The sequence below is a fragment of the Kitasatospora sp. NPDC056446 genome (assembly GCF_042796115.1).
In the GTDB taxonomy this organism is placed as follows: Bacteria; Actinomycetota; Actinomycetes; order Streptomycetales; family Streptomycetaceae; genus Kitasatospora.
Genome location: NZ_JBHTRF010000073.1, coordinates 25,916 through 46,888 on the forward strand (window position 1 = coordinate 25,916; position 20,973 = coordinate 46,888).

13 protein-coding genes and 4 pseudogenes are annotated in these 20,973 nt (G+C 70.3%); 9 read left to right on the plus strand and 8 right to left on the minus strand.

Annotated elements, in window-relative coordinates:
• The first annotated feature begins 32 nt into the window (after window positions 1-32).
• A complete protein-coding gene (locus ACFQ6N_RS32145; RefSeq protein ID WP_380656791.1) occupies window positions 33-755 on the plus strand; it encodes an ABC transporter ATP-binding protein in 723 nt (240 codons plus the stop codon).
• On the plus strand, window positions 752-1,528 hold the full coding sequence (locus tag ACFQ6N_RS32150; RefSeq protein ID WP_380656794.1) for an ABC transporter permease: 777 nt from the start codon (window positions 752-754) through the stop codon (window positions 1,526-1,528). The genes ACFQ6N_RS32145 and ACFQ6N_RS32150 overlap by 4 nt, the downstream gene beginning before the upstream one ends.
• A gap of 1,221 nt (window positions 1,529-2,749) precedes the next feature.
• Here the strand turns inward: ACFQ6N_RS32150 and ACFQ6N_RS32155 are convergent.
• The gene (locus ACFQ6N_RS32155) at window positions 2,750-3,712 is read right to left on the minus strand and encodes a hypothetical protein (RefSeq protein WP_380656796.1); all 963 of its coding nucleotides are present in this window, start codon (window positions 3,710-3,712) and stop codon (window positions 2,750-2,752) included.
• 445 nt (window positions 3,713-4,157) lie between these two features.
• Between ACFQ6N_RS32155 and ACFQ6N_RS32160 the strand changes: the two genes are divergently transcribed.
• From ACFQ6N_RS32160 to ACFQ6N_RS32170, 3 genes are all read left to right on the plus strand, one after another.
• Window positions 4,158-4,319: a hypothetical protein gene (locus tag ACFQ6N_RS32160; RefSeq protein ID WP_380656799.1), complete on the plus strand. Its 162-nt coding sequence runs from the start codon at window positions 4,158-4,160 to the stop codon at window positions 4,317-4,319.
• Window positions 4,320-4,660: 341 nt separating this feature from the next.
• On the plus strand, window positions 4,661-4,798 hold the full coding sequence (locus ACFQ6N_RS32165; protein WP_380656802.1) for a hypothetical protein: 138 nt from the start codon (window positions 4,661-4,663) through the stop codon (window positions 4,796-4,798).
• A 2,203-nt stretch (window positions 4,799-7,001) separates the two neighbouring features.
• Window positions 7,002-7,463 (plus strand): hypothetical protein, encoded by a 462-nt coding sequence (locus ACFQ6N_RS32170; protein ID WP_380656804.1) that lies wholly within the window; start codon window positions 7,002-7,004, stop codon window positions 7,461-7,463.
• Window positions 7,464-7,785: 322 nt separating this feature from the next.
• Here ACFQ6N_RS32170 and ACFQ6N_RS32175 read toward each other — a convergent pair whose 3' ends face one another.
• A complete protein-coding gene (locus tag ACFQ6N_RS32175) occupies window positions 7,786-8,292 on the minus strand; it encodes a plasmid pRiA4b ORF-3 family protein (protein WP_380656822.1) in 507 nt (168 codons plus the stop codon).
• A 188-nt stretch (window positions 8,293-8,480) separates the two neighbouring features.
• On the minus strand, window positions 8,481-8,609 hold the full coding sequence (locus ACFQ6N_RS32180) for a hypothetical protein (protein ID WP_380656806.1): 129 nt from the start codon (window positions 8,607-8,609) through the stop codon (window positions 8,481-8,483).
• On the opposite strand from ACFQ6N_RS32180, the pseudogene ACFQ6N_RS32185 reads away from it, so the two are divergent.
• A pseudogene (locus tag ACFQ6N_RS32185) lies at window positions 8,575-8,904 on the plus strand (helix-turn-helix domain-containing protein); the annotation flags it as partial. The gene ACFQ6N_RS32180 and the pseudogene ACFQ6N_RS32185 overlap by 35 nt on opposite strands.
• 286 nt (window positions 8,905-9,190) lie before the next feature.
• Entirely contained in the window at window positions 9,191-9,802 is a 612-nt protein-coding gene (locus ACFQ6N_RS32190) for a hypothetical protein (RefSeq protein WP_380656809.1), read from the plus strand.
• A 551-nt stretch (window positions 9,803-10,353) separates the two neighbouring features.
• Here the strand turns inward: ACFQ6N_RS32190 and ACFQ6N_RS32195 are convergent.
• Both ACFQ6N_RS32195 and ACFQ6N_RS32200 read right to left on the minus strand, forming a co-directional pair.
• Window positions 10,354-10,894, minus strand: a pseudogene (locus ACFQ6N_RS32195) (peptidylprolyl isomerase).
• 108 nt (window positions 10,895-11,002) lie between these two features.
• A pseudogene (locus tag ACFQ6N_RS32200) lies at window positions 11,003-11,791 on the minus strand (serine/threonine-protein kinase); the annotation flags it as partial.
• Between the two features lie 1,005 nt (window positions 11,792-12,796).
• Here ACFQ6N_RS32200 and ACFQ6N_RS32205 point away from each other — a divergent pair.
• The gene (locus ACFQ6N_RS32205) at window positions 12,797-17,272 is read left to right on the plus strand and encodes an NACHT domain-containing protein (protein ID WP_380656811.1); all 4,476 of its coding nucleotides are present in this window, start codon (window positions 12,797-12,799) and stop codon (window positions 17,270-17,272) included.
• A gap of 35 nt (window positions 17,273-17,307) precedes the next feature.
• Here ACFQ6N_RS32205 and ACFQ6N_RS32210 read toward each other — a convergent pair.
• The 3 genes and pseudogenes from ACFQ6N_RS32210 to ACFQ6N_RS32220 all read right to left on the minus strand — a co-directional run.
• Window positions 17,308-17,448, minus strand: a pseudogene (locus ACFQ6N_RS32210) (IS110 family transposase); the annotation flags it as partial.
• Window positions 17,449-17,670: 222 nt separating this feature from the next.
• On the minus strand, window positions 17,671-18,144 hold the full coding sequence (locus tag ACFQ6N_RS32215) for a hypothetical protein (protein ID WP_380656813.1): 474 nt from the start codon (window positions 18,142-18,144) through the stop codon (window positions 17,671-17,673).
• Window positions 18,145-18,698: 554 nt separating this feature from the next.
• On the minus strand, window positions 18,699-19,079 hold the full coding sequence (locus ACFQ6N_RS32220; protein ID WP_380656815.1) for a hypothetical protein: 381 nt from the start codon (window positions 19,077-19,079) through the stop codon (window positions 18,699-18,701).
• Between the two features lie 476 nt (window positions 19,080-19,555).
• Here ACFQ6N_RS32220 and ACFQ6N_RS32225 point away from each other — a divergent pair, with 476 nt between their 5' ends.
• Window positions 19,556-20,824 (plus strand): helix-turn-helix domain-containing protein, encoded by a 1,269-nt coding sequence (locus ACFQ6N_RS32225; protein WP_380656817.1) that lies wholly within the window; start codon window positions 19,556-19,558, stop codon window positions 20,822-20,824.
• Window positions 20,825-20,973: the final 149 nt, after the last annotated feature.

Below are 20,973 nucleotides of genomic sequence, written 5' to 3' on the forward strand. Positions count from 1 at the left end.
GACAGCGCAAAACTCATCACATGATGAATTCCATGGCGGGGCCGACCGGTCCCGCGATCCGGATCACCGGTCTGACCGTCGAGCGCGGTGGCCGCCCCGTCCTCCACGGCCTCGACCTCGACATCGCCCCCGCCACCATCACCGGCTTGCTCGGCCCGAGCGGCTGCGGCAAGACCACCCTGCTGCGCTCCGTCGTCGGCGTGCAGCGCGCCACCGCCGGCCGCGTCCGCGTGCTCGGCCTCGACGCCGGCAGCCCCGCCCTGCGCCACCGCGTCGGATACGTCACCCAGGCCCCCTCGGTCTACGGCGACATCAGCGTCGCCGAGAACCTCCACTACTTCGCCGCCGTCCTCGGCGCACCCGGCACCGACCCCGCCCGGGTGATCGCCCAAGTCGGCCTGACCGGCCACGAACACGACATCACCGACCGCCTCTCCGGCGGCCAGCGTGCCCGCGTCTCCCTCGCCGCGGCCCTGCTCGGCACCCCCGAACTGCTGATCCTCGACGAGCCGACCGTCGGCCTCGACCCGGTGCTCCGCCAGGACCTCTGGCAGCTCTTCCGCCGCCTCGCCGACGGCGGCGCCACCCTGCTGGTGTCCAGCCACGTCATGGACGAGGCCACCCGCTGCGACCGCCTGCTGCTGATGCGCGAGGGCCGCCTCCTCGCCCACGACACCCCCGACGAACTGCTGCGCACCACCGGCGCGGCCGACATCGACAGCGCCTTCCTCCGCATGGTGGAGGCCGGCCGATGACCACCCCCCGCCCCCGCCCCCGCCCCCAGGCGACGCGAGCCCTGCGCCGCACGCTCGCCACCGCCCGCCGCGTCCTCACCCAACTCCGCCACGACCCGCGCACCCTCGCGCTGCTCCTGGTCGTCCCCTGCCTGCTGCTCGCCCTGCTCAAGTACATGTTCGACGCGCAGCCCGCCACCTTCGACCGGATCGGCCCCGCCCTGCTCGGCATCTTCCCGCTGCTCGTGATGTTCCTGGTCACCTCGGTCGCCATGCTCCGCGAACGCACCACCGGCACCCTGGAACGGCTGCTCACCATGCCGCTGGGCAAACTCGACCTCCTCCTCGGGTACGCCCTGGCCTTCGGCGCCGTCGCCCTGCTCCAGGCGACCCTCGCCACCGCGCTCGCCATCGGCCCGCTCGGCCTGCACATCGCCGGCCCCACCTGGCTGGTCTTCACCGTCGCCGTCGCCGACGGACTGCTCGGCATGGCACTGGGCCTGCTGGTATCCGCGTTCGCCGCGACCGAGTTCCAGGCCGTCCAGTTCCTGCCCGCCGTCCTCCTCCCCCAGATCCTGCTGTGCGGACTCTTCGTCCCGCGCGACGCCATGGCCACCGCGCTGCGCTGGGCCTCCGACGTCCTGCCGCTGTCCTACGCCGTCGACGCGATGACCCGCCTCACCACCACCGCCACCGCCGACACGACCATCGCCCGCGACCTCGCGGTCATCGCCGGCTCCACCCTCCTCGCCCTCGCCCTGGGAGCCGCCACCCTGCGCCGCCGAACCCCCTGACACCGGCCCACAGCCGCCGAGATCGCCGCCACCTGCCACCACCGCCCGACCCTGCCTACCAGCCCGAACAACAGCCAGCGGCCGAGGACGGCCAATCCCTGACCGACGCCGCCCGCGCCCGCCGGCTTCGCGAGAACCACGCGGCCCTCGCCGTCTCCGCCGCCCGCGGCGACATCGTCCCCGCCGCGCGCTCCCTGCACGGCCGTACCGGGACGCCGGCCCTGCCGGCGGAGGCGCCGGGTGAACCGGTGGAGCCGCTCCCATCCGCCCGGCAGGCCGAGCCGTGACCGCTCGACCGGCGACCGGCGGGCGGCGGGGCTTCGGGTCGTCCCGGCCGAGAGCGCGGGAGCGACGCGAAGCCCGGGCCCGTGACGACGGCGTCCTCGGAGCAGCCCCTGCGGGCCCGGGGCCGACTGGATGGCGGTCGGCATGGACGCCGGGCCCGCGTCGGCAGGGAGCGCGCACCTGCCGTTCGTGGTCACCGTCGTGGCCGCGCTCGCGTGCGCTGCCGCGTCGCTGGTCCGCTGCTCGACGGTGGTCGTCGCACCGGCCCCGGTCGGTGTCCTCGGGGCAGCCGGGCGCGCTGCACGCCGCACGCTGCACGCTGCACGCGGCGAAGGCTCGAGGTCTGGTCATGGTGTCGCCTTCGCACTACGTTGGTCGGCCCGTGGTCCGAGAGGGGAGACGAGATGAGCCGGGTCGGTAGGGCGCTCATGAGTGCGGGTGGAACGCTGACCGTGTTGGGGTCGGTGTACGGGCTATGGACAGTTGGGGACGGGTGCGGTTCGGGGTTCGCGCCGAAGTCGGCGACCGTGGAGTGCCTGACGGCACTGTCCGGTCGGCAGACAGGGGCATGGCAGGTGGTGTTCCTGGGCCTGGCGGTTCTGGTGGCCGGGGTGGTCATGTGGTACCCGGAGAGTGGGTCTGCTTCGGCGTGACCCACCGGGGTAGCCAGGACCGGATGGTGCTGTACAGCGCCTGGCCGATGCGGAGGTACACGGCGTCGCCGGGGCGGACGCCGTCAGCGCTCCAGCGGCCGGGCGGATAAGCCGGTTTCGCAGCCGGTCCAGGGCACCGAGGCGGTGGGGCGGAGGCCGGCGCCGGCGACCCGGCCGCCGCCGGACCGGGCGGGAGCATGCCCAGCAGGCAGCACACCACCGCTGGCACCCCGGCGGGCTTCCCCTCCGCCAAGGAGCGGCTGTTGGCCCGACGTCTGCCGCCCTACTTGCCGGGCAGGTACTCGGCGATCCGCGCGAACCGCGCCCGGCCGGCCACCAGCATCCCGGCCACCACAGCGGAGCCGAACACCACCGTGGAGTGGACGGCCGTCGGGAGCCCGGTCGAGGGGAGCAACACGGTGGCGGCCGCCACCGAGGCCGTCGCGGCGGCGATCGCGAGGGCGAGGCGGACGGTCTCGGCAACGGAGGCGCGCCTGGTCGACACCGGGGTCACGCCCTCCAGTTCAGCTTCCGGCAGTAGTGCGGCGAGCCGTCCGGCGGCGAAGTTCTCCCCGATCAGCGACAATGTACGGGCCAGCTCGACGAGGCCGGTGTCGGGGTCGACATCGACCCGGGCCAGTTGGACACGAAGCGCGCCCGCAACCAGGGCGCAGTGCTCCCTGACCGAGGCCCGACGCGGTGAACGGCGGTAGATGGAGCGGGCGGTGCGGTGGAGCTCCAACAGGGCCTGCTCCAGGTTGCGACAGACTTGGTCTAGCCTCCGCAGCGACGATGCCCGCTCCGACGGCGCTTGAGCGCGGGCTTTGGCGCACCCTTCGATACCGGAGATGGTCAGGAGCGTGACGGCGTAGTGGAATTCGGGCTGGTGGCGCCTCATCATCCGTCCGACCGCGACTGCTACCGCGATGAGGTAGACGTAGAAGAGGATGATGCCGAGGCCGATCACGGGTGAGTTCGGGTCGTAGAGGGGGCCGAGGCCAGGGGCGTCTGGGTGTCCCATTCCGGTGGGCGGGCCGAGTCCGAGCCGGACGGCGATCTCTCCCGCTGTGCGTAAGAACTGCTCAAGAAACCGCACGGCGGTGAAGAGGAGGACAACAGAGAGGACCGCCCACCCGTAGGGGAAGGTCCTCAGGGTCTGACGGGAGGCGTGCACGGCGTCGGGGGTGGCGCGCAGCACAGCCGGGTCGAGCCCGAGTCGGGTGCAGGCGTCGCGCAGGCTGCCCATCGGTTCGTCGACCGCGCGCCGGTTCGCGCGCCGCCGCCATCGCCGCAGCCGTGCCCACCGGCGTACCGCCGCGGCCTGCCGGCGTTCCCATGCCCCGTCCAACCTGATCCTCCTCGGTTCGTGACGGGACGATGATGGCCGAGGCCCCGCCGCCGTGGCGCCGAAACGGAAACATCGACCGGCCCTTCATCGGCGTCCCGCAGTGATCCTGCGCTTCCCCGTTCCCGCAGTCGGTGGACCGGGCAATCCCCGCGGTACGGGCACGGTTGGTCGCCGGCGACCAACCGTGCCCGACAGTGCTCACGGGGGAGGACCCGCGCGTTGGAGGACGAGGACGAGGTCTCCCCGGCCTGACCCGGGACTGCGGACGCCGGCGTCCATGCCCAGGAGGCCTGCTGGGCGAAGGCCTCCCGACGATGAACACCTCGGCCAGAAGGCTCGATTCGTGCCGTTGTCCGGTCTCGGGCGGGGACAGGCCCGTCGGGCCTCCGTCGCCCGCGCCCGCTCGGCCACCGGCGGCCGGCCCGGCACCGCGAAGGGCACCAAGCCGGTCAAGGGCACCAGCACTCGGCACCCGGCGGCTCGGCCGACCGACCCCGGCTGGTGACCGGCCTCTGCACGCCCGGAGCCCGGAGCCCGGAGCCCGGATCCGGGACCGACCCGGACCGGACGGGTGGGCGTACGCGCTCACCAGCACCGCGCGCCCTTACGACCGCCGCTACCCGGGCGGACAGCGGCCGCCTCTGATCACGGACTGACCTGGGAAAATGCCGGGGAGTATGGGGGCCCCGTCTCCTATTCCCCGGCATTACCCGCGTTTCCGGCCCCCGGCGTTCTCCGACCCGGAATCGTGACGCGCCGCTCTGGTAATCTTCATCCTGGCGATCGACAGCAATGCTGATCGCCCGGCCATCCCCTCCTGTCCGCAGGAAGGAGGTGAATCGGGCTATGCGCACCGACGAGAAGCCGCCCAAGCGGCGGATGTCGGTGTGGCCCAGGCTGCGTAAGAGCAGGCTCGTCCTCGGCGTCCTCGCCGTCGGACTACAGAGTCTCTACTGGCTGATCCAGCTGTACCGCATGCTGTAGGTGCTGCCGGACAGCCAGAAACGCAAGTGAGCCCGACCGTTGGCGCGGTCGGACTCACTCTGGGTCACGCTCGGTGATCCGGACCCTCCGCGTCTGACCTTGCAAGACGGGCGCGGGGGGTCTTTTTATGTCCGGACCTCGTAGCTATGCGCTTCCGAGTCCTTGATGACACTGGCTCTGGTGCGACACTAGGGCCGCTCCGGCACACGGATGAGCATACACCAGTTGCAATTTAGTGTCATGTTTCTATTGCTAATCTCGCGCCGCGAAACCGGGCCTTGGTAATCAAAATGGATCTCTCTGGATTCATTTCACGATTTGAATAGCCGACCTCATTTGTCATCGAAACTCAGTGGCGATCAAGTCGAGAATGATTCCTCGCGGGTTTGGCAAACACTGTGGGCGGTGAGTGCGCACCGGCACCCACTGGTGCGCACTGGCAGACATTGACGCGCATTGACGCGCATTGAGGCGCATCGACGTGCATTGCTTCGCACCGGGCCGTCAAACGGCCGCTGCAACGCCATGGCGCTCGCGCTCACTCACTCCGTTGCGCACAGTCCGCACGAACGTCCTGACGCCCGTCGGCAAGCCGCTCCTCTCGCTAGTGGAACGTGCCGACGGCCGTCGACACGGACGCCCGCAGACAGGGCCGGCAGACGCCTGGCGGACTCCTGTCTGCGCCGGTTGCGCTGACGTCCTGACGCCCCTCAGCAAGCCGCTCCTCTCGCTCGTGGAACGTGTCGACGGCCGTCGACACGGACGCCCGCAGACAGGGCCGCGGACGCCTATCCGGCCGTTCGGCCAGGCGGTTCTCCCGCAGCGGACAGCACATCGGAGCCCACCTGCGGACGGTACGGACGTATCGCCTCCTCGGCCGCCCGCGTGTCCGGACGGCCCGTCCCGCGTCCACCGAGAACGTCTTCTAAACGCAGCGCAGGGGGCAGCCCCTGCGCCGTTCCTGTGGGCGAGTGAAACAGGCCTCCACTGCTGTCCGGGCACATCGTGGTGAGTGGCCCGACGCCCGTCGGCGCTGCTCTGCGAACGTCGCCACTGCGGGCGGGCTGCGCAGGTGAGCGGGGTTTCACGTCGCGCAAGAGCGACGGAGGAAGCACTGGTTGGACACGGCACGTCCCGCAAGACGTGAGCACGGCGACCGCAGCCGGCCCAGAAGTCCGAACGGCGTGGTCCCATCGACCGCAGTAGACGTGTGGGACGGCTGGGAACCCCACTCGGCTCCACTGACTCTCACTCAAGTACTTGCTGCCGGGGACATATCCACAGGCACGCAGAGGCATATTGGGTCAGTCATTCGGTCGCCACCATGGAGCATGCTCGGCAGGCTTTAACGAACCTTCTTGCCGAACGTTCTGGCTGGCAGCCCCGCGTGCGGGAGCCAAGATCGACCGACTTACCTTGACGTGGTTTGGTCATGTGAGGGGACAGATCGCAACATCTTGATCGGCTACACAGCGCAACCGCTCTGCTCTGGGTGCCGCACTTCTGCCGACCCGTCAGTGACCGACCTCACGGCTCCGCCTCCGTGGTTGCCGGGGCGGACCGGGTCACGGCCTCCGGGTAGTGCCGGGGCTCTGGGCCCGGGGCCGGCGGACGACCCGGGCGGTGTCTCGGAGACCACCGTCGTACGGGCCCGCGCCGCCGTCTCCACCGCGCCGGCCCGCTGACTCCGGCGGCGCGACCGGAGCGTGGAACCTCCTCCGAGCCGCTGCACGCTGCACGTATCAGGTCAGCCTGGGACCGAAGAGCCGGAGGCCGCCACCCGGCGGGTGGCGGCCTCCAATGCCTTCTCGGGGCCTCGGCAGCCCAACGCGCGCCTCGAACCCAGCCCGTTCACGCATCTTCGGGCTCCTGCCTCAGGACCGCGACCAGTCACCCGACGGCCTCCCGGTCGCCCGCGCCGACGACCGGCCCGAGGCAGGATCAGGGCTGCGAGGCGGTGGCCCGTCAGAGAGGGATGACGCGGCTGAGGCGTACGACGTGGCTGCGCGGGTCGATGACGTACTCGACCGGGCCGCGTCCATGGGGGATCGTCGCCGCGGAGGTGGTGCGAGGCTGGCTTCAGTCAGCCGAAACGGTCGTGCGGGACCCGACAGGCGACCGACTCCTCGCCCGCTGGCTCGACGCGGCCGCCGCCGTCCTGGCGCTGCGCGTCATCTATCGGGAGGCGACCCCATGAGCAGGCGTGGGCGCCGGGTCCTGCTTGACGGCGGCCGCGGTGCTGGCCGTCGCGGCCACCGCGAGCGCGGTGGCCGTCCACAAGATGACCATCGGCAGACTCGACCACGGCACCGTGTTCACCCAGACCTCGGGCGACCTGGCGGTCAAGCCCGGCGAACTGTTCTCGATCGAGGTGTCCGCCTACCGGGGGGCCGGCGGCAACTGGACCCTGTCCACCCCCGCCCCCGACCAGGCCGTCGCGCAGGCCGTCGGTGACGAGTACGTCGACAACTTCGGCCTCCAGGAGCGCGACTTCGCTGGGACGGGTCAACCACCACCTGCGCCGCGCCGCCGCGGTGCTGGAGGAGACCTGTGGCGTCCTGCGGGAACAGGACGCCCACCGCGGTCCTTCGGTGGTGCGGTCGGGCGCCGGCCGCGACCGCGCGACCCGGGTGGCCCGTTCCCCCGGGGCCTGCCACTGCGGTGACCACCCCGCCCGACGCCGCCTCCCGTTCGGTCGGTCGGCAGGAGGCCGGGCCGTTCCTCGGCGGCACCTCCGGTGAGATGACCGCGCACTACCCTCGGCACCACCACGTCCGAGAAGGCCGCGTTCGTCGAGATGCTCGACACCTGTGCCTGGCTGCCGCCTGTGGCTCGGCCCGCTTCTTTGGACCAGGGTGGCGGGCCGAGTGGCCGACCAGCTCTCAGGCGGTGTCGGTCGCGGGTTCTAGGGCAGCGCCGCACTGATCCCGCGAGAGTATGGATCGCCCCGGCGACGGTGGCTGGGGCGATCCGGTGCAGGTCGGGCGTCAGTTCTGGATCAGCACGGTCGCGTGGCTGGAGAGAGTGGCGTTGACCGCTCCCAGGTCGAAGGCGGCAGGGTCGAACTGGTCGGCGGAGTCGAGGCCGAGCCATTCGAGCCGTTCCTCGTGCTCTTCGTGCTCGGGGTCGGCGAGGATCTCGACGAGGTAGTCGTATCCCCAGATCCCGCCGCAGTCCTCGGGTGGGCAGGCGCGCCGACCGGTGACACAGCGCGGGTAGGCGGCACCGGGTTCGGCGTCGGCGACCGCTTCGACAACGATGTCGTGCTCCCAGTCGTCGCCGAAGTCGTAGGTGTAGTCGAACCGCGCGCCGGTACCCGGGGCGATCCGGTCAAGCCGCATCGATGCCGCGCTGCGGATCCCCAGGTCCCGGTCGGCGATCCCGTACCGCTCCCGTCCGGCCTCGAAGGCCCACATGTGGTAGTCCTCCCAGCCGAAGGCGGCCTGGACCAGGTCGTGCAGTCGTCGCAGGTCGGTGGCCGACGGCAGTTCCAGGCGCCGTCAGATCGGGGGACGGGAGCCGCTCAGGGTGACCTTGATCGTGTGGACGGAGGTCCCCTGTGCCGTCCGGGAACGGGGGATCGGCTGCGCGCGCCTGGTGTTCGCCATGGCTGCCATCCTGCCAGCGGTCCCAGTCTTCCCACGGAGGTCTGGGACCGGACCACCCGTCCGCGCGACAATGATCACCGCGTGTCGAAGTCCAGGGGTGGGGTCATGCCGGTGCACAGCCCGTTCACGGTGGTGTGGGACGAGGACCAGCGGGCGGTACTGGAACAGTTGGCGAACTCGCGCACCGCCTCGCTGCGGCGCATCCAGCGAGCCCAGGTCGCGCCGGCGGTCGCCGATGACAATGCGAACGCCGTCATCGCCCGCACTCAGAGGCTGCACATCGCCACCGTGCGACGCCGGCGCAAACGGTTCCACTGCGAGGGCCTGGACGCACTGGACGACCGCCGCCGGCCCGGTCGCCCGCGCCGCTACGGACCCGAGGTCCACCTGGCGATCGTGGCCACCGTGACCTCCGCCGAACCGGACACCGGCAGCCACCGGACCCACGACTCCATCGCCAAGTCCCTTTCCGGGCAGGGTATCTCCGCCTCCCAGGTCGGCCGGATCCTGGCGGGCCCGGATCTCAAGCCCCACCTGGTCCGCGGCTGGTTGACCCGACCCGACGACCCTCACTTCCAAGCCGAGGCCACCGACGTGTGCACCCTCTATCCCAACCGGCGGCCCGAAGGGTCAGTGGTCCTCAGCGTGGACGAGAAGACCGCGATGCAGGCCCGGTCCCGCCGCCACCCGACTCGCGTGCCAGGACCTGCGGGGCCGGGCTATCCGCCTCCGGTGTCACCGCAAGCGGATAGCCTCCGGCGGGAACGCGCGGACGGGAGTGGATGTGGACATTGCGGAGATGCTGAACCGGCTCGGTGCGGTGATCGGGGCACCGCTGGAGGGGGTGGTCCCGGTCCCGTGGGAGCTCGGGCCCGAGACGATGGGATTCCAGCTGCCCGCGGACTACCGGGCGTTCATCGACCGGTACGGGACGGTCAGCATCAGCGACGAGCTGCATGTCTTCGCACCGTCGGCGGCGCCCAGTCCCAGGGTCGGGCAGCCGCTCGGCTTCGCGGGGTTCCTGTACGACACGACGGAGCCCTACGGATACTGCGCCTGGCTGGCCGAGTGCTACCGGGACGGGGACTACGACGAGTGCCCGTATCCGCTGTTCCCGGCCGAGGGCGGGCTTTTGAAGTGGGCCAACAACTCGAACTCCGACCACTTCTTCTGGCTGATGAGGGGCCCGGACCCGGACCGCTGGCCGGTCGCCGCCAAGTTCCACTCGATGCGGGAGTGGGACCTGTTCGAGGGCGGCTTCCTGGAGTTCCTGCTGGCGGCGGTGACAGAACAGTACCCGTACCACGATGACGTCGTTCCCGGCGGGACGAAGCAGGTCGGTGACGGCCGGTCCTATCGCCCCCGTGGTGACTGGTCGAAGTACTTTCGAGGCTGAGCCTACGGACGCACCCGCGCACGACGACGTCCGGTGTGCGGTGTGTGGTGTCCCGGGCGTGGCCGTGGCGGGTCCGTGGTGCTGGGCAGTAGGGGAGCGGAACCGTCGGTCAAGTCCTCACCGGGGGAGTGGAATCCGGCAGTGGGGATGTGGCGAAAGCGGCGGGCTGTACAGCCTCCTGGCGGCCGGTCAGCCCCTGATGACCTGCGGGGACTGCGGCTCGGGACACAAGGGTGGTCTCCACCCGGGGGTGTGGTGGGGACCACCGGGCCGGGATGAGCGGGGAGGCGGCTACCGCCCGGGCGGTGCGACGGCTTCGCCGCCGGCGCGGACGGTGTCCAGGACACGCTGGGTAATACCGGGCCAGGGATTCGCCGTCCGGCAGGGGAGCGGGTGTGCCGGTGAGGGTGTACCACTCGTTGGTGCCGCGGTACTGGACCGCGACCCACGCTGTCCGTTCGGGAAGGCGGTGGTGACGACGGTGAGCTCGCCGGTGATGCAGCCGGCCTCCTTGGTCAGCATCGACTCCACCACCGCACGCGAACGTGGTGTCAGCGCTTCTCGATGACGATCTCGGAGATCACGACGTCCTGCAGCGGGCGGTTTGTCTCTCTTTCCGTCGGGGTCGTGGCGATCCGGTCGACGACCGTCCGGCTCACGGCGTCGGCGACCTCGCCGAAGATGGTGTGCTTGCGGTCCAGCCACGTCGTGGAGGCGACGGTGATGAAGAACTGCGATCCGTTGGTACCCGGGCCCTTCCGCTTGCGGGCGTTGGCCATGGCCAGCAGGTACGGCTTGGTGAACTGTAGGGCGGGGTGAATCTCATCGTCGAACTCGTACCCCGGGCCGCCGGTACCGGTGCCGGTCGGGTCACCGCCCTGGATCATGAAGTCGCTGACCACCCGGTGGAAGACCACGCCGTTGTACAGCGGGCCCTGGCCGGGCAGGCCTGTCCGCGGGTCGGTCCAATCGCGGGTGCCGTCGGCGAGGCCGACGAAGTTCTGAACCGTCTTCGGTGCGTGGTCCGGGAAGAGCTTGATCCGAAATGTTCCCGTGGTTGGTCTTGATGGTAGCGAACAGCTCCCCGACCACGGTGTTGGAAATCGTAGGCGAGAGCGGAGTCGTGCCCGGCGTGGTGGTGGGCTCGGGGGCGCGGTCGAGTCGTCGCAGTGCCTGGGAGAGGTCGGCGGCGGTCGGGTACCGCTGGGCGGGGTCCTTGCGCAGCAGCCTCAGCACGAGGTCGTCCCACGCGGAGGGGACGCCGGTGGAGACCGAGCTGGGGGCAGGCGGTGCCTGGGTGAGGTGGGCCGTGAGGTAGCCCACGGAGTCGGAGGCCCGGAACGGCAGTCGGCCAGTGATCAGTTCGAAGAGCAGGCAGCCGAGGGCGTACAGGTCGCTGCGCGGTTCGGGGAGGCCGCGTGCCTGTTCGGGGGCCATGTAGGGGGGTGTGCCCACGATGAAGCCGGTCTGCGTGAGTCGGTCCGCGGTGTAGGGATCGATCGCCCGCGCGATGCCGAAGTCGAGGACCTTCACGGTTCCGGACGTCGTGATGAGGATGTTGGACGGCTTGATGTCTCGGTGCATGATTCCGGCGTTGTGCGCGTCAGCAAGTGCGTCGCTTATCTGGGCGCCCCAGCGGGCCGCATCCGCCAAGCTGACGACGCCTCGTCGCAGCATCGCGTCCAGGCCCTCGCCTCGGACCAGCTCCATCACCAGGAACGGGGCCCTGGTGCCGTTGGCGTCAGTCTCGCCGAGGTCGTGGATGGTCACGATGTTGGGGTGCTGCAGTCGGGCGGTGATTCTTGCCTCGCGCAGGAACCTGGCGCGTGCCTCGTCGCCGCGGCTTCCACCGTCGGCGAGCAGCGAGACCATCTTGACCGCGACGGGCCGGCCCAGCGTCTCGTCCTGAGCCTCCCACACCTGCCCCATTCCGCCCTGGCCGAGCCGCCGCACCAACCGATAACGGCTCCCGAACAGCTGGTCTCGCACTGCTACGCCTCCCTCGTTTCGAACATCGGTGCCCCCTTGCTGGCGAACCCGTGGCTGGCGCAACGAAACCCGGGCTTGGCGACGGGGGACAACCGCCCCTCCCGGAGCCCCGGGACGCGGTATCGCGATCCAACGTTGTCGCGAAGGACCGGCCCCATCGACACGCGAGGGTGATCGAGCAGTTCGCTCAGTACAGGATCGCCCGGATGCGGTCGGACAGGAAGCACGCCACCTTCACGAGAGCCATCGTGCCCCTGCTCGGCAGCCCGGACCGGCCCACCGGACGCCACCGCCGCTGTTGAGGGTTTGCTGCGCCCGACGAGATCGTCTATTACCTCGCCTGCGCGCCACTGACAGCCACCATCTGCGGACCTGGTCCGTGTCGCCGGCTGCCGCTGGAAGATCGAGGAGTGCTTCCAGAGCGCGAAGGACGAATGCGGCCTGGACCAGTACGAAGTCCGACGCTATGTGGGCTGGTACCGGCACATCACCCTCGCATGCTCGCCCATGCCTTCCTGGCTGCCATCGCCAACCAAGAACGCGAAAGGGGGGCACGGGCAGGACGCGCCCGACCTCGTGGACCGCACGCCAGCCGAGATTCGCCGTCTGCCGGCAACTCAACCCCGCCACCGTGCTCCACACCGCGGCCACGCGATGAGATGGTCCGCTGGCGCCGCAGACACCAAGCACGTGCCCGACGCAGCCACTACACGCGCCGGGTCACCCGTTGGCGGGACGGGGCGGCAAAGGCCGCCCCACACCTGCCCCCGCCCGGCTACACTCCCCACTTCCAAGCCGTTGACCAGCGGGAACGGAGAAGTCCGGCTGGAGTACTAGCTGCTGGCTGCCAAGCCGACTTGATTGCATACATCATCCCGGTCGGCAACACTGGTCGCCCTTCACCGGGAGTGCCTGTCGGACGAGACCACTACGGTGTTGGCAGCCGCGGATGTCGTCCTGGCACGGCCGCCAGGGACGGGTTCAAGGAACGGAGCGTTCGTACACGTGGATCGGTTCTGCACCGAGGAGGACCGGCCTCCACGCCTCGATTCGCACGGCTTCCTTCCGGAGGGGCGCCTCCTGCTGTCCACCGGCGGTCTTCCCGAAGGTGTGGTCGCGCTTTCCGAGGTCCTCTCGCGGTCGGCGGTCCTGCTGGGAGAAGCCGGCGCTGGCAAGACCCATGCGCTGACCGGCCTCTTCAAGGACGCCTCCCCGCACGGTGCACCCCGGTGGAACGCCCGGGCCTGGGTGGACATGGGCCAGGTCGACAGGTGGGAGGATTTCGTTCGCAAAGCGGCACCAGTCCTTGGTCGACTTACCCCGCCCGACGGTTCCGCCGCACAGACCGGGCAGCGGTTCCTGCTCGTCGTCGACGGTGTCGACGAGTGCCGAGCCAGACCCAAGCACATTGCCGGCTGGATCGAGGACCTCGCCCGCGCCTACGACTGCCGCAGGCTACAGGTGGTCATCGGCTGCCGCAGCACGGCCTTCACAGACGTCCTCCGGCGAGCTGTGGCTGAGGCGTTCGGCATCACGACTGCACACGTGCTGGCGCCCCTGCGCCGTCGGGACGTCGATACCGCTGCCATCGCTCGCAACGTCGATCCCGACGCGTTCTCCCAGGCGGTCACCAACGCCGGCGCGGAGGCCCTCGCCCGTATGCCGCTGACCTTGAACCTGCTGCTCGACCTCTACCAGGCCGATCGCAGCCTGCCCCCCAGCCGTGCGGAGCTGTACGGCCGCGCCCTGCCGCTCGCCGTCGTTCAGCAAGGCGGCGACCGGGACCCCGACGACCTGCACGGCAGCCCGGAGACGCGCCTCGCCGTGGCCGGCCGGATCGCCTGCCACCTGATGCTCACCGGCGCTCCCGCGGTGAGCCTGACGCATCAGCCGTTTCCGCACGATCGCCACCTCGCCGGCGCCGACCTCGTCGACGCCGAGGCCACCCCGTCCCCGACTGGCTTCTCGCAGCCGCTCGTGCGGAGCGTGCTCGAGAGTCCGCTGTTCACCGGTGCCGGCCCGGGACTGGTCAAGCCCGTACACGCATCCATCGCCTCCTACCTGGCCGCCCGCCACCTCCTCGACCACAACGTGCCCCGGCCGCAGCTGCAGAGTCTGCTCGTCCAGCGCGGTGAAGGCGGCACTCCCGGCATCCTTGGAGACCTGCACGAACTCGCCGCATGGCTTGTCGCGCTGCGCCCCTCCCTCGGTTCCTGGCTGATCGATGTGGACCTCGAAGCGGTCGCCGCCTACAGCTCCTACATCGGCGACCCGGAAAGCCAACACCTGATCGTCGACCGCCTCCTGGAACGGGCCCGGTCAGGCCGGCTGAACTCCGACCCGTGGTGGTCCGGCCCAGCCCACCGCCTGCGCCACCCCGGTCTCGCCGCGCAGCTGAGACCCGTTCTCGCTGCTCGGACAACCGCAGACAGGGCGGGCGCCGAACCTGACGCCGAGGAGGTTGAGTTCGCTCTGGCAACGGTGGCCGCCAGCGACCTCACGGAGCTGCTCGCGGAGGTAACAGCTCTTGCGGCCGACCCACACCGATCTGTCGGACTGCGTGGCCGGGCGGCGGCCGTCGCCGCCCACCTTGACCGCCCGGCCGCCGCGCCGCTCCTCAAGCCGATCCTGACCGAGTTGCGCGAGCACCCGCAGCGCGACCCGGACCACGTCCTGCGCGGCCGAGTGGTGGCCGCCGTCTGGCCTGAACAGCTCACCGCCGCCGAGCTCTTGGCTGTGCTCGTGCCGCCGCACAGGAACAGCAGCAGAAGCTACGAACGGTTCTGCCTGTCGTTGCCGAACCGTCTCGCAGACGCGGATCTGGCCCCGTTCCTCCAGTGGGCCTCTGAAGCCCTGATCGGATCCCAGGCCGAATCAGCCGGAATCGCCAGCCGCAGCGGCGTGGACACCGCCGACCAGTGGTCCTCATGGGTACACGTCGGCGACATGACGCAGGACCTCCTGGATCGGGCCATGACCAGGCCCGGTGCGGCCGACAGAATCCCCGCAACGGCACGATGGCTCAACCCTCTATTGCGCACCCACCCCACGCTGGCAGTGCCGCTGCCACTCTGTACTCCTCGTTCCGATCCCTGCGCAGACGAGGCCAGGTACCTACGCCGCCTCCTGGCTCTGGCGCTCCTCAATCTGGCTCAGGACGACGAGGACGCCTACCTCGTGGCCGAGGGGTGGACGCCAAGAGCCACCTCGGCGCGCATCACCCGGCGCGTCGTCCCAGCGTCCACCCAGGCCCTCGAGCCGGGCTCGGAGCCCCGAGGCGCACTCCTGGACAGCACCGACCTGCCCTGGCTGATCGAGCTGGAACGCGATCTCGACGACCATGCGGCATCCCTGCTGCCCCACCTCATCTCCTACTGCTGGTCCCCGAGCGACCCGCTGGCCCACGAACTGGCGTGGAGCACGCGGGGAACGCGGATCTGGGTCACCTTCTTCGCCCCGTACTTCGACCCCGTCCCGCTGCACGGGCCCCAGGCAGACCGGTTGCGCGGCCGGGCGCAACGCGCGGCAGCGATACGGCCGGCGCCCCGTCAATGGGACGGCTACGACACCTGGCTCCACCGCACCACAGAACTACTGGCCGAGGCCGAAGTCGGCGACACCGACAGCTTCTGGCAGCTCTGCGTGGCCTTGCTCCGCGACCCCGACACCGGCCGTGAGGACACCAGCCTGGAGCACGGCCTGACCACCCTCCCCGGAGCGGCCGTCCTCCCCGCCGACGCAGAACACCGACTGCTGGCCGCAGCCCGCCACTACCTCGACGCGCCGGACACCGGAGGGACCCAGTGGATCGGCACCAGCACGATCTCCTGGAGAGCCTGGGCCGGCGTCCTCGCCCTCACCGCCCTCCACACGCACCCGGCGTCGAACCCCCACACCATCACCCCCGCGCACTGGCGCCGCTGGGCACCAGTCCTCCTGGACCTGTCACTGACGACAGACGACCAAACGGCGGACCTCCTACGTGACGCCACGCCCCACGCCGCCGAGCAACTCCATGACACCTACCTCGCACTCCTCGACGCCGCGATCGCCCGCCAGGAGTTCTGCACCGCACTGCCCCTCGCCCAGCACATCTGGACGACAGACCTCGAAACCCGCCTCACCACGACCATCCCCGACTACCTCGACCAGGCACTGCACGAAGAAACGACCCCACCCGCCGGCCCCGGCAACAACCCCAACCACCACACCATCACCGAACTGCTGCGCCTCACCTGTGACCTGGCCCGCCCCGAGGCGCGAGAAGCGGTACTGGTGGACCTGGACGCGAAGCTGAGGACTGGCGGCCCGGACCGCAGATCCCCGCTCGTGGCCGAACTCGTGGCTTTTCTCCTGCGGATGAGCCCGGCCCGGGCATGGCCAATCGTCGTCAACCGGCTGAGAGCCGACCAGGAGTCCTTTGACCTTCTCGAGCGACTGATCCTGGACCGTGGTCGCACGCAGTGGCTCGACGCACTGCCGGAAGGGCAGGCCGCTGACCTCGCCAGTCTCCTGACCGACCGCTACCCGTACGCGACGACAAGCCCTCCGCGGCGCACCAGATGGGTCGGACATGAGGAGACCGGCCCGGAGCACCGCGACACCGTGGTCCAGCATCTCGCGGCCAGGGGAACGCTGAACTCGGTGGACGAGCTCCGCTGCCTCACCCACTCCCACCCCCACGCAAAGCCACTCGCCCGAGCCCTACGCACCGCCCAGCGCAACCATCGCGAACGCACCTGGACCCGACCCAGCTCCCACGATCTCCACGCCATCCTGCAGGACCCCAGGCGACGCCTGGTCCGGGACGGCGCAGACCTCAGCGATCTGGTACTCGAGGCCCTCGCCACACTGCAACACGACCTGACCCAAGGAACCCTCCCCGCAGCCCTCCTGTGGAACGAGACCACCCCGGAAGTCGTCGACGGCAAACCCACTCGGCGGCGCCTGCGCTTCCCCAAGGACGAGAACCTCATCTCGGACTACCTCGCCCACCACCTCAACACCCAACTCGTGGACAGCGGAATCATGATCGGGCGCGAGGTCCAGATCAACCGGAACATCGGCGGCGCCGGGGAACGCCTCGACCTGCTCCTGCGGACAGCGACGAACGACCCCGCGCCAGAGCACAATGCCCCAGCGATCGCCACCGTCGTCGTCGAGGTCAAGGGAAACTGGCACGATCATCTGTACAGCGCGATGGAGACGCAGCTGACGAACGACTACCTCCCCACCCTGAGAGCCACCCAGGGCGTCTACCTCGTCGCCTACTTTCCCGCATCGCAATGGACATCACCGGACCGTGCCATGCCAGGCGCCGTCCGCAAACAGACGCCCGAAACGCTGCGCGGCGCTTTGCAGGAACAGGCAGCAAGGCTGAGTGCGGAACGGGGCATCGACATACGAGCTGTGCTTCTCGACTTCAGCTTGCGCGAAACGGCGGACCGCAATCGCAAGTCCTCAACACGGCCAGGATGGTAGTCAGAGTCGGCGAACGTGGTTGGAGACGTGACGAGCACGGCCCGCAGCTTGGGCTCGCTGTTCGGCAGCCGCTTGTCGAGGACCCGCTTGCCGGCCCGGGTCACCGCGGTGCCGTGGTGCTCGCCCTTGCTGACGTTCAGGCCGAGGAAGACGTCCACATCGCCGGTGTCGATCACGCTGATCCCTTACGAGGTCGTGCTGTCCCGGCCTCGTTGGCGTGGCACCGGTCGCCGACATCCACGTTACGAAGAGCCTCCCAGCGAGCTGGTGGTCCTGCTCCTGTCAGCGGTCTACCGATGCCTCCGGCCCGGTGACACCACCCCCCCCGGATCATGCGAACTACAGGGGGGACAGTCATGCCGGGCCGGAGGCCGGGAGCCCCGTTGCGGGGCCACGAATCAGGTAACGGGGAGGTTCGCCGACCCGCGGTCGAAGAACGCGTTGTGGCGCACCAGATGAGCGGAGTCCGTCGCCTGGCTGTCGCCGTCCGTGATCTCGGCGTTGGCGACGATCTCCGTGTCCGCCTGGACGGACGGGAACGGGACCGTGATGTCCCAGGTGCCGCCGGTGCTCTGGCAGTCGACGGTGGTGCTGCCGGAGGCCACCCTCCCTTTCTGCACGAAGGTGACGGCGATAGGCACGCTGTCGGTGCCGGAGGCGTCGTCGCAGGAGTAGGTCCCCGAGACGCTGACGCTTTCATCGGCGGCGACTCGGATGCTGCCGGCGGTGAGCGCCACGTCCAGGTTCGAGGACGTCGATCCCGCGCGGGGCGCGTCGTAGGCAGGTGTCGCCGCGCTGTGCGCCAGATCGGCGGTGGTGAGAGCCAGGAGCGCGGCTCCGAGAAGTGCGGCGGGTCGGACGAGGTGACGCACCGAGAGCACTCCATCGGTCGGACGGAACGGGAGCGGATCAGCACCTCGAAGGTAGCGGTGAGTAGTTGTTCGATCACGCACATCCCCTCGCTTCGACGTGCGCCGCGGCTCTCCGCCCGGAAAGTCCGGACCGGCGGGTCGCCGTCCTGTACGACGCAGACCACCTCCGAAGGGTGCTGCAGACCGGGCGGCCGAGAACCTCGGGGCGGTCGAGAACCTGCCCCGGGGCACGCGCTGCGTACCCGCCCCGGGCGGGGTCCTGATCCACCCGCCCAGCTCCTGAGGCCGCCTTCCGGCCCGCCCCGCCGCCCCGGCCCGGCACCCCGCCGAGGACGACCGGGACGACAGCATCGAGGACGGCGGCCGGGGGCACGGCGCGGCAGCCCGCACGCTCCTGAGGTGCGCGTCCTCACTACACCTGCCGGACCCCGAGTCGCAGCTTCCTGCCGTGGTGGTGCCCTTGGGCGCCTGTGGTGGAGGGGTTGCGCGGCCCCGGCTCCTTGACGGGTTTGCACCCGACTCGGGGGCCGGGGCCGCGCAGCCCGGTGGCTCTGTCAGCAGCTACGCCATTCCGCGGAGACTTCGCCGTTGAACTGCTTGCCGGGCGCGGCCCAGACGTCGATGTACTTGGTCGTGCCGGCCCCGCCCACCTGGGCGCTCTGAGCGGGCTCGCCGCCCCCGATGTAGTAGAACTTGATGAAGACACACCGCCCGTCGGCCTTGGAGTCGTAGATCGTGCCCGTGGCGTGGTTGCCGTCGCACATCTGGCCGCTGCCGCCGCCCTCGCTGCGGTAGTCGTTCCAGGGCGAGCACGCCTTGATCGACACTGTGGCGTCGGGCGTCGCCGCGGTGGTCGCGCTCGCCGCAGGCACCGCGAGTGCCGTCACCGTGAACAGGGTGCTTGCCATCACTGCGAAGATCCTCTTCTTGATCACTGGTCTTCTCCTCCACTTGGGGTCCGTGACCCCTCGCTTGTCGGTGTTGAAAACGGCGGGGCTTCGTGGCGTTCCGTGAGCCGTGGAGCCTCAGGTGCCTTTGCGCTTGACGGCGGCGGCAGTGGCGGACGCGGCCCGCGCAGTTCGCGTGGTCACGATTCCGTCTGATGCTGCCGAGTCGTGCTCGTCGTGAGAGCCGTCCTCACGACGCGGATACCCCCGACCCGGGGCCGGCACGGTGGCCGCCGTAGCGGCTGCCACCGTGACGTCCCCGGTGCGCCACGAGGTGTTCCGGCGAACCCCCGATGCCGAGAACTCTGTGGTGGCGGCGCATTGTCCGAAAGGGCCCTCTGTGCAGGACATTCAAGTCGGACAACGATGTGAGGGAGCGGGAGAGGCCTGCCAGGGGTGGTGACGTGGACGCGCGGTCGAACGGAACGAGGCGAAGGGCCCGGCTGGGCAGGCCGGAGCGGTTCGTGGACCCGGAGGCCGGCCCGGTGGAGCGGCTCGCCTGGGAGCTGCGTCAGTTACGGGACCGGTCGGGCGCCCCGAGCTATCGCGCGCTGGCGAAGGAGTCGCACTACTCCGCCAGCACGCTGGCGGAGGCCGCAAAAGGTGAACGCCTGCCGTCGCTGGCGGTGGTACTCGCCTACGCGCGGGCGTGCGGCGGTGAGCAGGCGGAGTGGGAGGCACGTTGGCTGGCGGCCTCCCGAGCTGTCCAGGGGCCGCCCGCCGCGGAGCAGGACGGCGGTGAGAACCGCCGCGCGGACGGGGGCGGTCCCGCCCACGGCCCGTACCTGGGACTGGCGGCGTTCGGCACGGGGGACGCCGACGTGTTCTTCGGCCGGTCGGAACTGGTGAGCGACCTGGTCCGGCAGGTGAGTCGCCACCGGCTGACGGCGGTCGTCGGCGCCTCCGGCAGCGGCAAGTCCTCGCTGCTGCGGGCAGGGCTGCTTCCCTGGCTCGACGAGTCCTGGCACACCGCGCCGTTGGTCCCCGGCGACCACCCACTACGGGCGCTGGCCCTGGCGGTCTCCGCCCTGACGGGTGGTGACACCGAGGCGCTGGTCCGCGCCCTGGCCGACGAGCCCGAAGCCCTGGGGATCGCGCTGGACACCTGGCTGATCACGCAACCCGCCGACCGACGCGTCGTCCTCGTCATCGACCAGTTCGAGGAACTCTTCACCACCTGCGTGGACGCCGGGGAACGGGAGGCGGCCCTGGCCTGCCTGGCCTGGACGGCTGGCGACCGCACAGCCGACCACCACACGGCCGGCGACCCGGCGCCCGAGGCCCGGGTCCGGGTTGTCATCAGCGTGCGCGCCGACTTTTACGACCGCTGCCTCGCTCACCCCGCCCTGGCCGTCGCCCTCCGCTCAGGCGCCCAGCTCCCGGTCGGAACACCCACCCGGGCCGAGTTGCGGGACATCGTCGTCGAACCCGCGGCCCGAGCGGGCGTCGTGGTGGACCCCGACCTGCTGGAGGCCGTCCTTGCGGAGGCCACCGGCCAACCCGGCGCCTTGCCGCTGGTGGCCCACGCGATGCGCGAAACGTGGACCAGGCGCCGCGGGGCCGCACTTCGGCTAGGACCAATGCCAGTGACTTTAGGTTGGTGTTGGCTTGGCGATTGTGATGATTGCCGGGTCTGGGGTTGGCAGGTTGCGGTGGTTGGCGCGTTTGAGGGGCCAGTTGGACATCTTGCGTTTGATGACGCGGGGGCAGGTCCGTTGACGACGCGGGGGTAGCAGGCGTTCGGTGATCTCAGCCAGGGTGCGGGTCAGTGCCCGGGTGAGTCTGCAGGGGGGAAAGCGCCGCCTGGGCGGGGACCTGGCGGCGTACGACTCGCAGACTGCGGGTGAAGGACAGCCGGTCGGGGTCGAGACCCTTCTGCAGG

What these genes read in the sequence shown, in the direction of transcription:
- ACFQ6N_RS32150 (WP_380656794.1), top strand. Translation starts at nt 752, where the DNA reads ATGACCACCCCCCGCCCCCGCCCCCGCCCCCAGGCGACGCGAGCCCTG.
- ACFQ6N_RS32165 (WP_380656802.1), top strand. Translation starts at nt 4,661, where the DNA reads ATGCGCACCGACGAGAAGCCGCCCAAGCGGCGGATGTCGGTGTGGCCC.
- ACFQ6N_RS32180 (WP_380656806.1), bottom strand. Translation starts at nt 8,609, where the DNA reads ATGCGCCGCAGCGAGGCGGTGCGCGAGTTCGCCAACTGTTCCAGTACC.
- ACFQ6N_RS32145 (WP_380656791.1), top strand. Translation starts at nt 33, where the DNA reads ATGGCGGGGCCGACCGGTCCCGCGATCCGGATCACCGGTCTGACCGTC.
- ACFQ6N_RS32155 (WP_380656796.1), bottom strand. Translation starts at nt 3,712, where the DNA reads ATGGGCAGCCTGCGCGACGCCTGCACCCGACTCGGGCTCGACCCGGCT.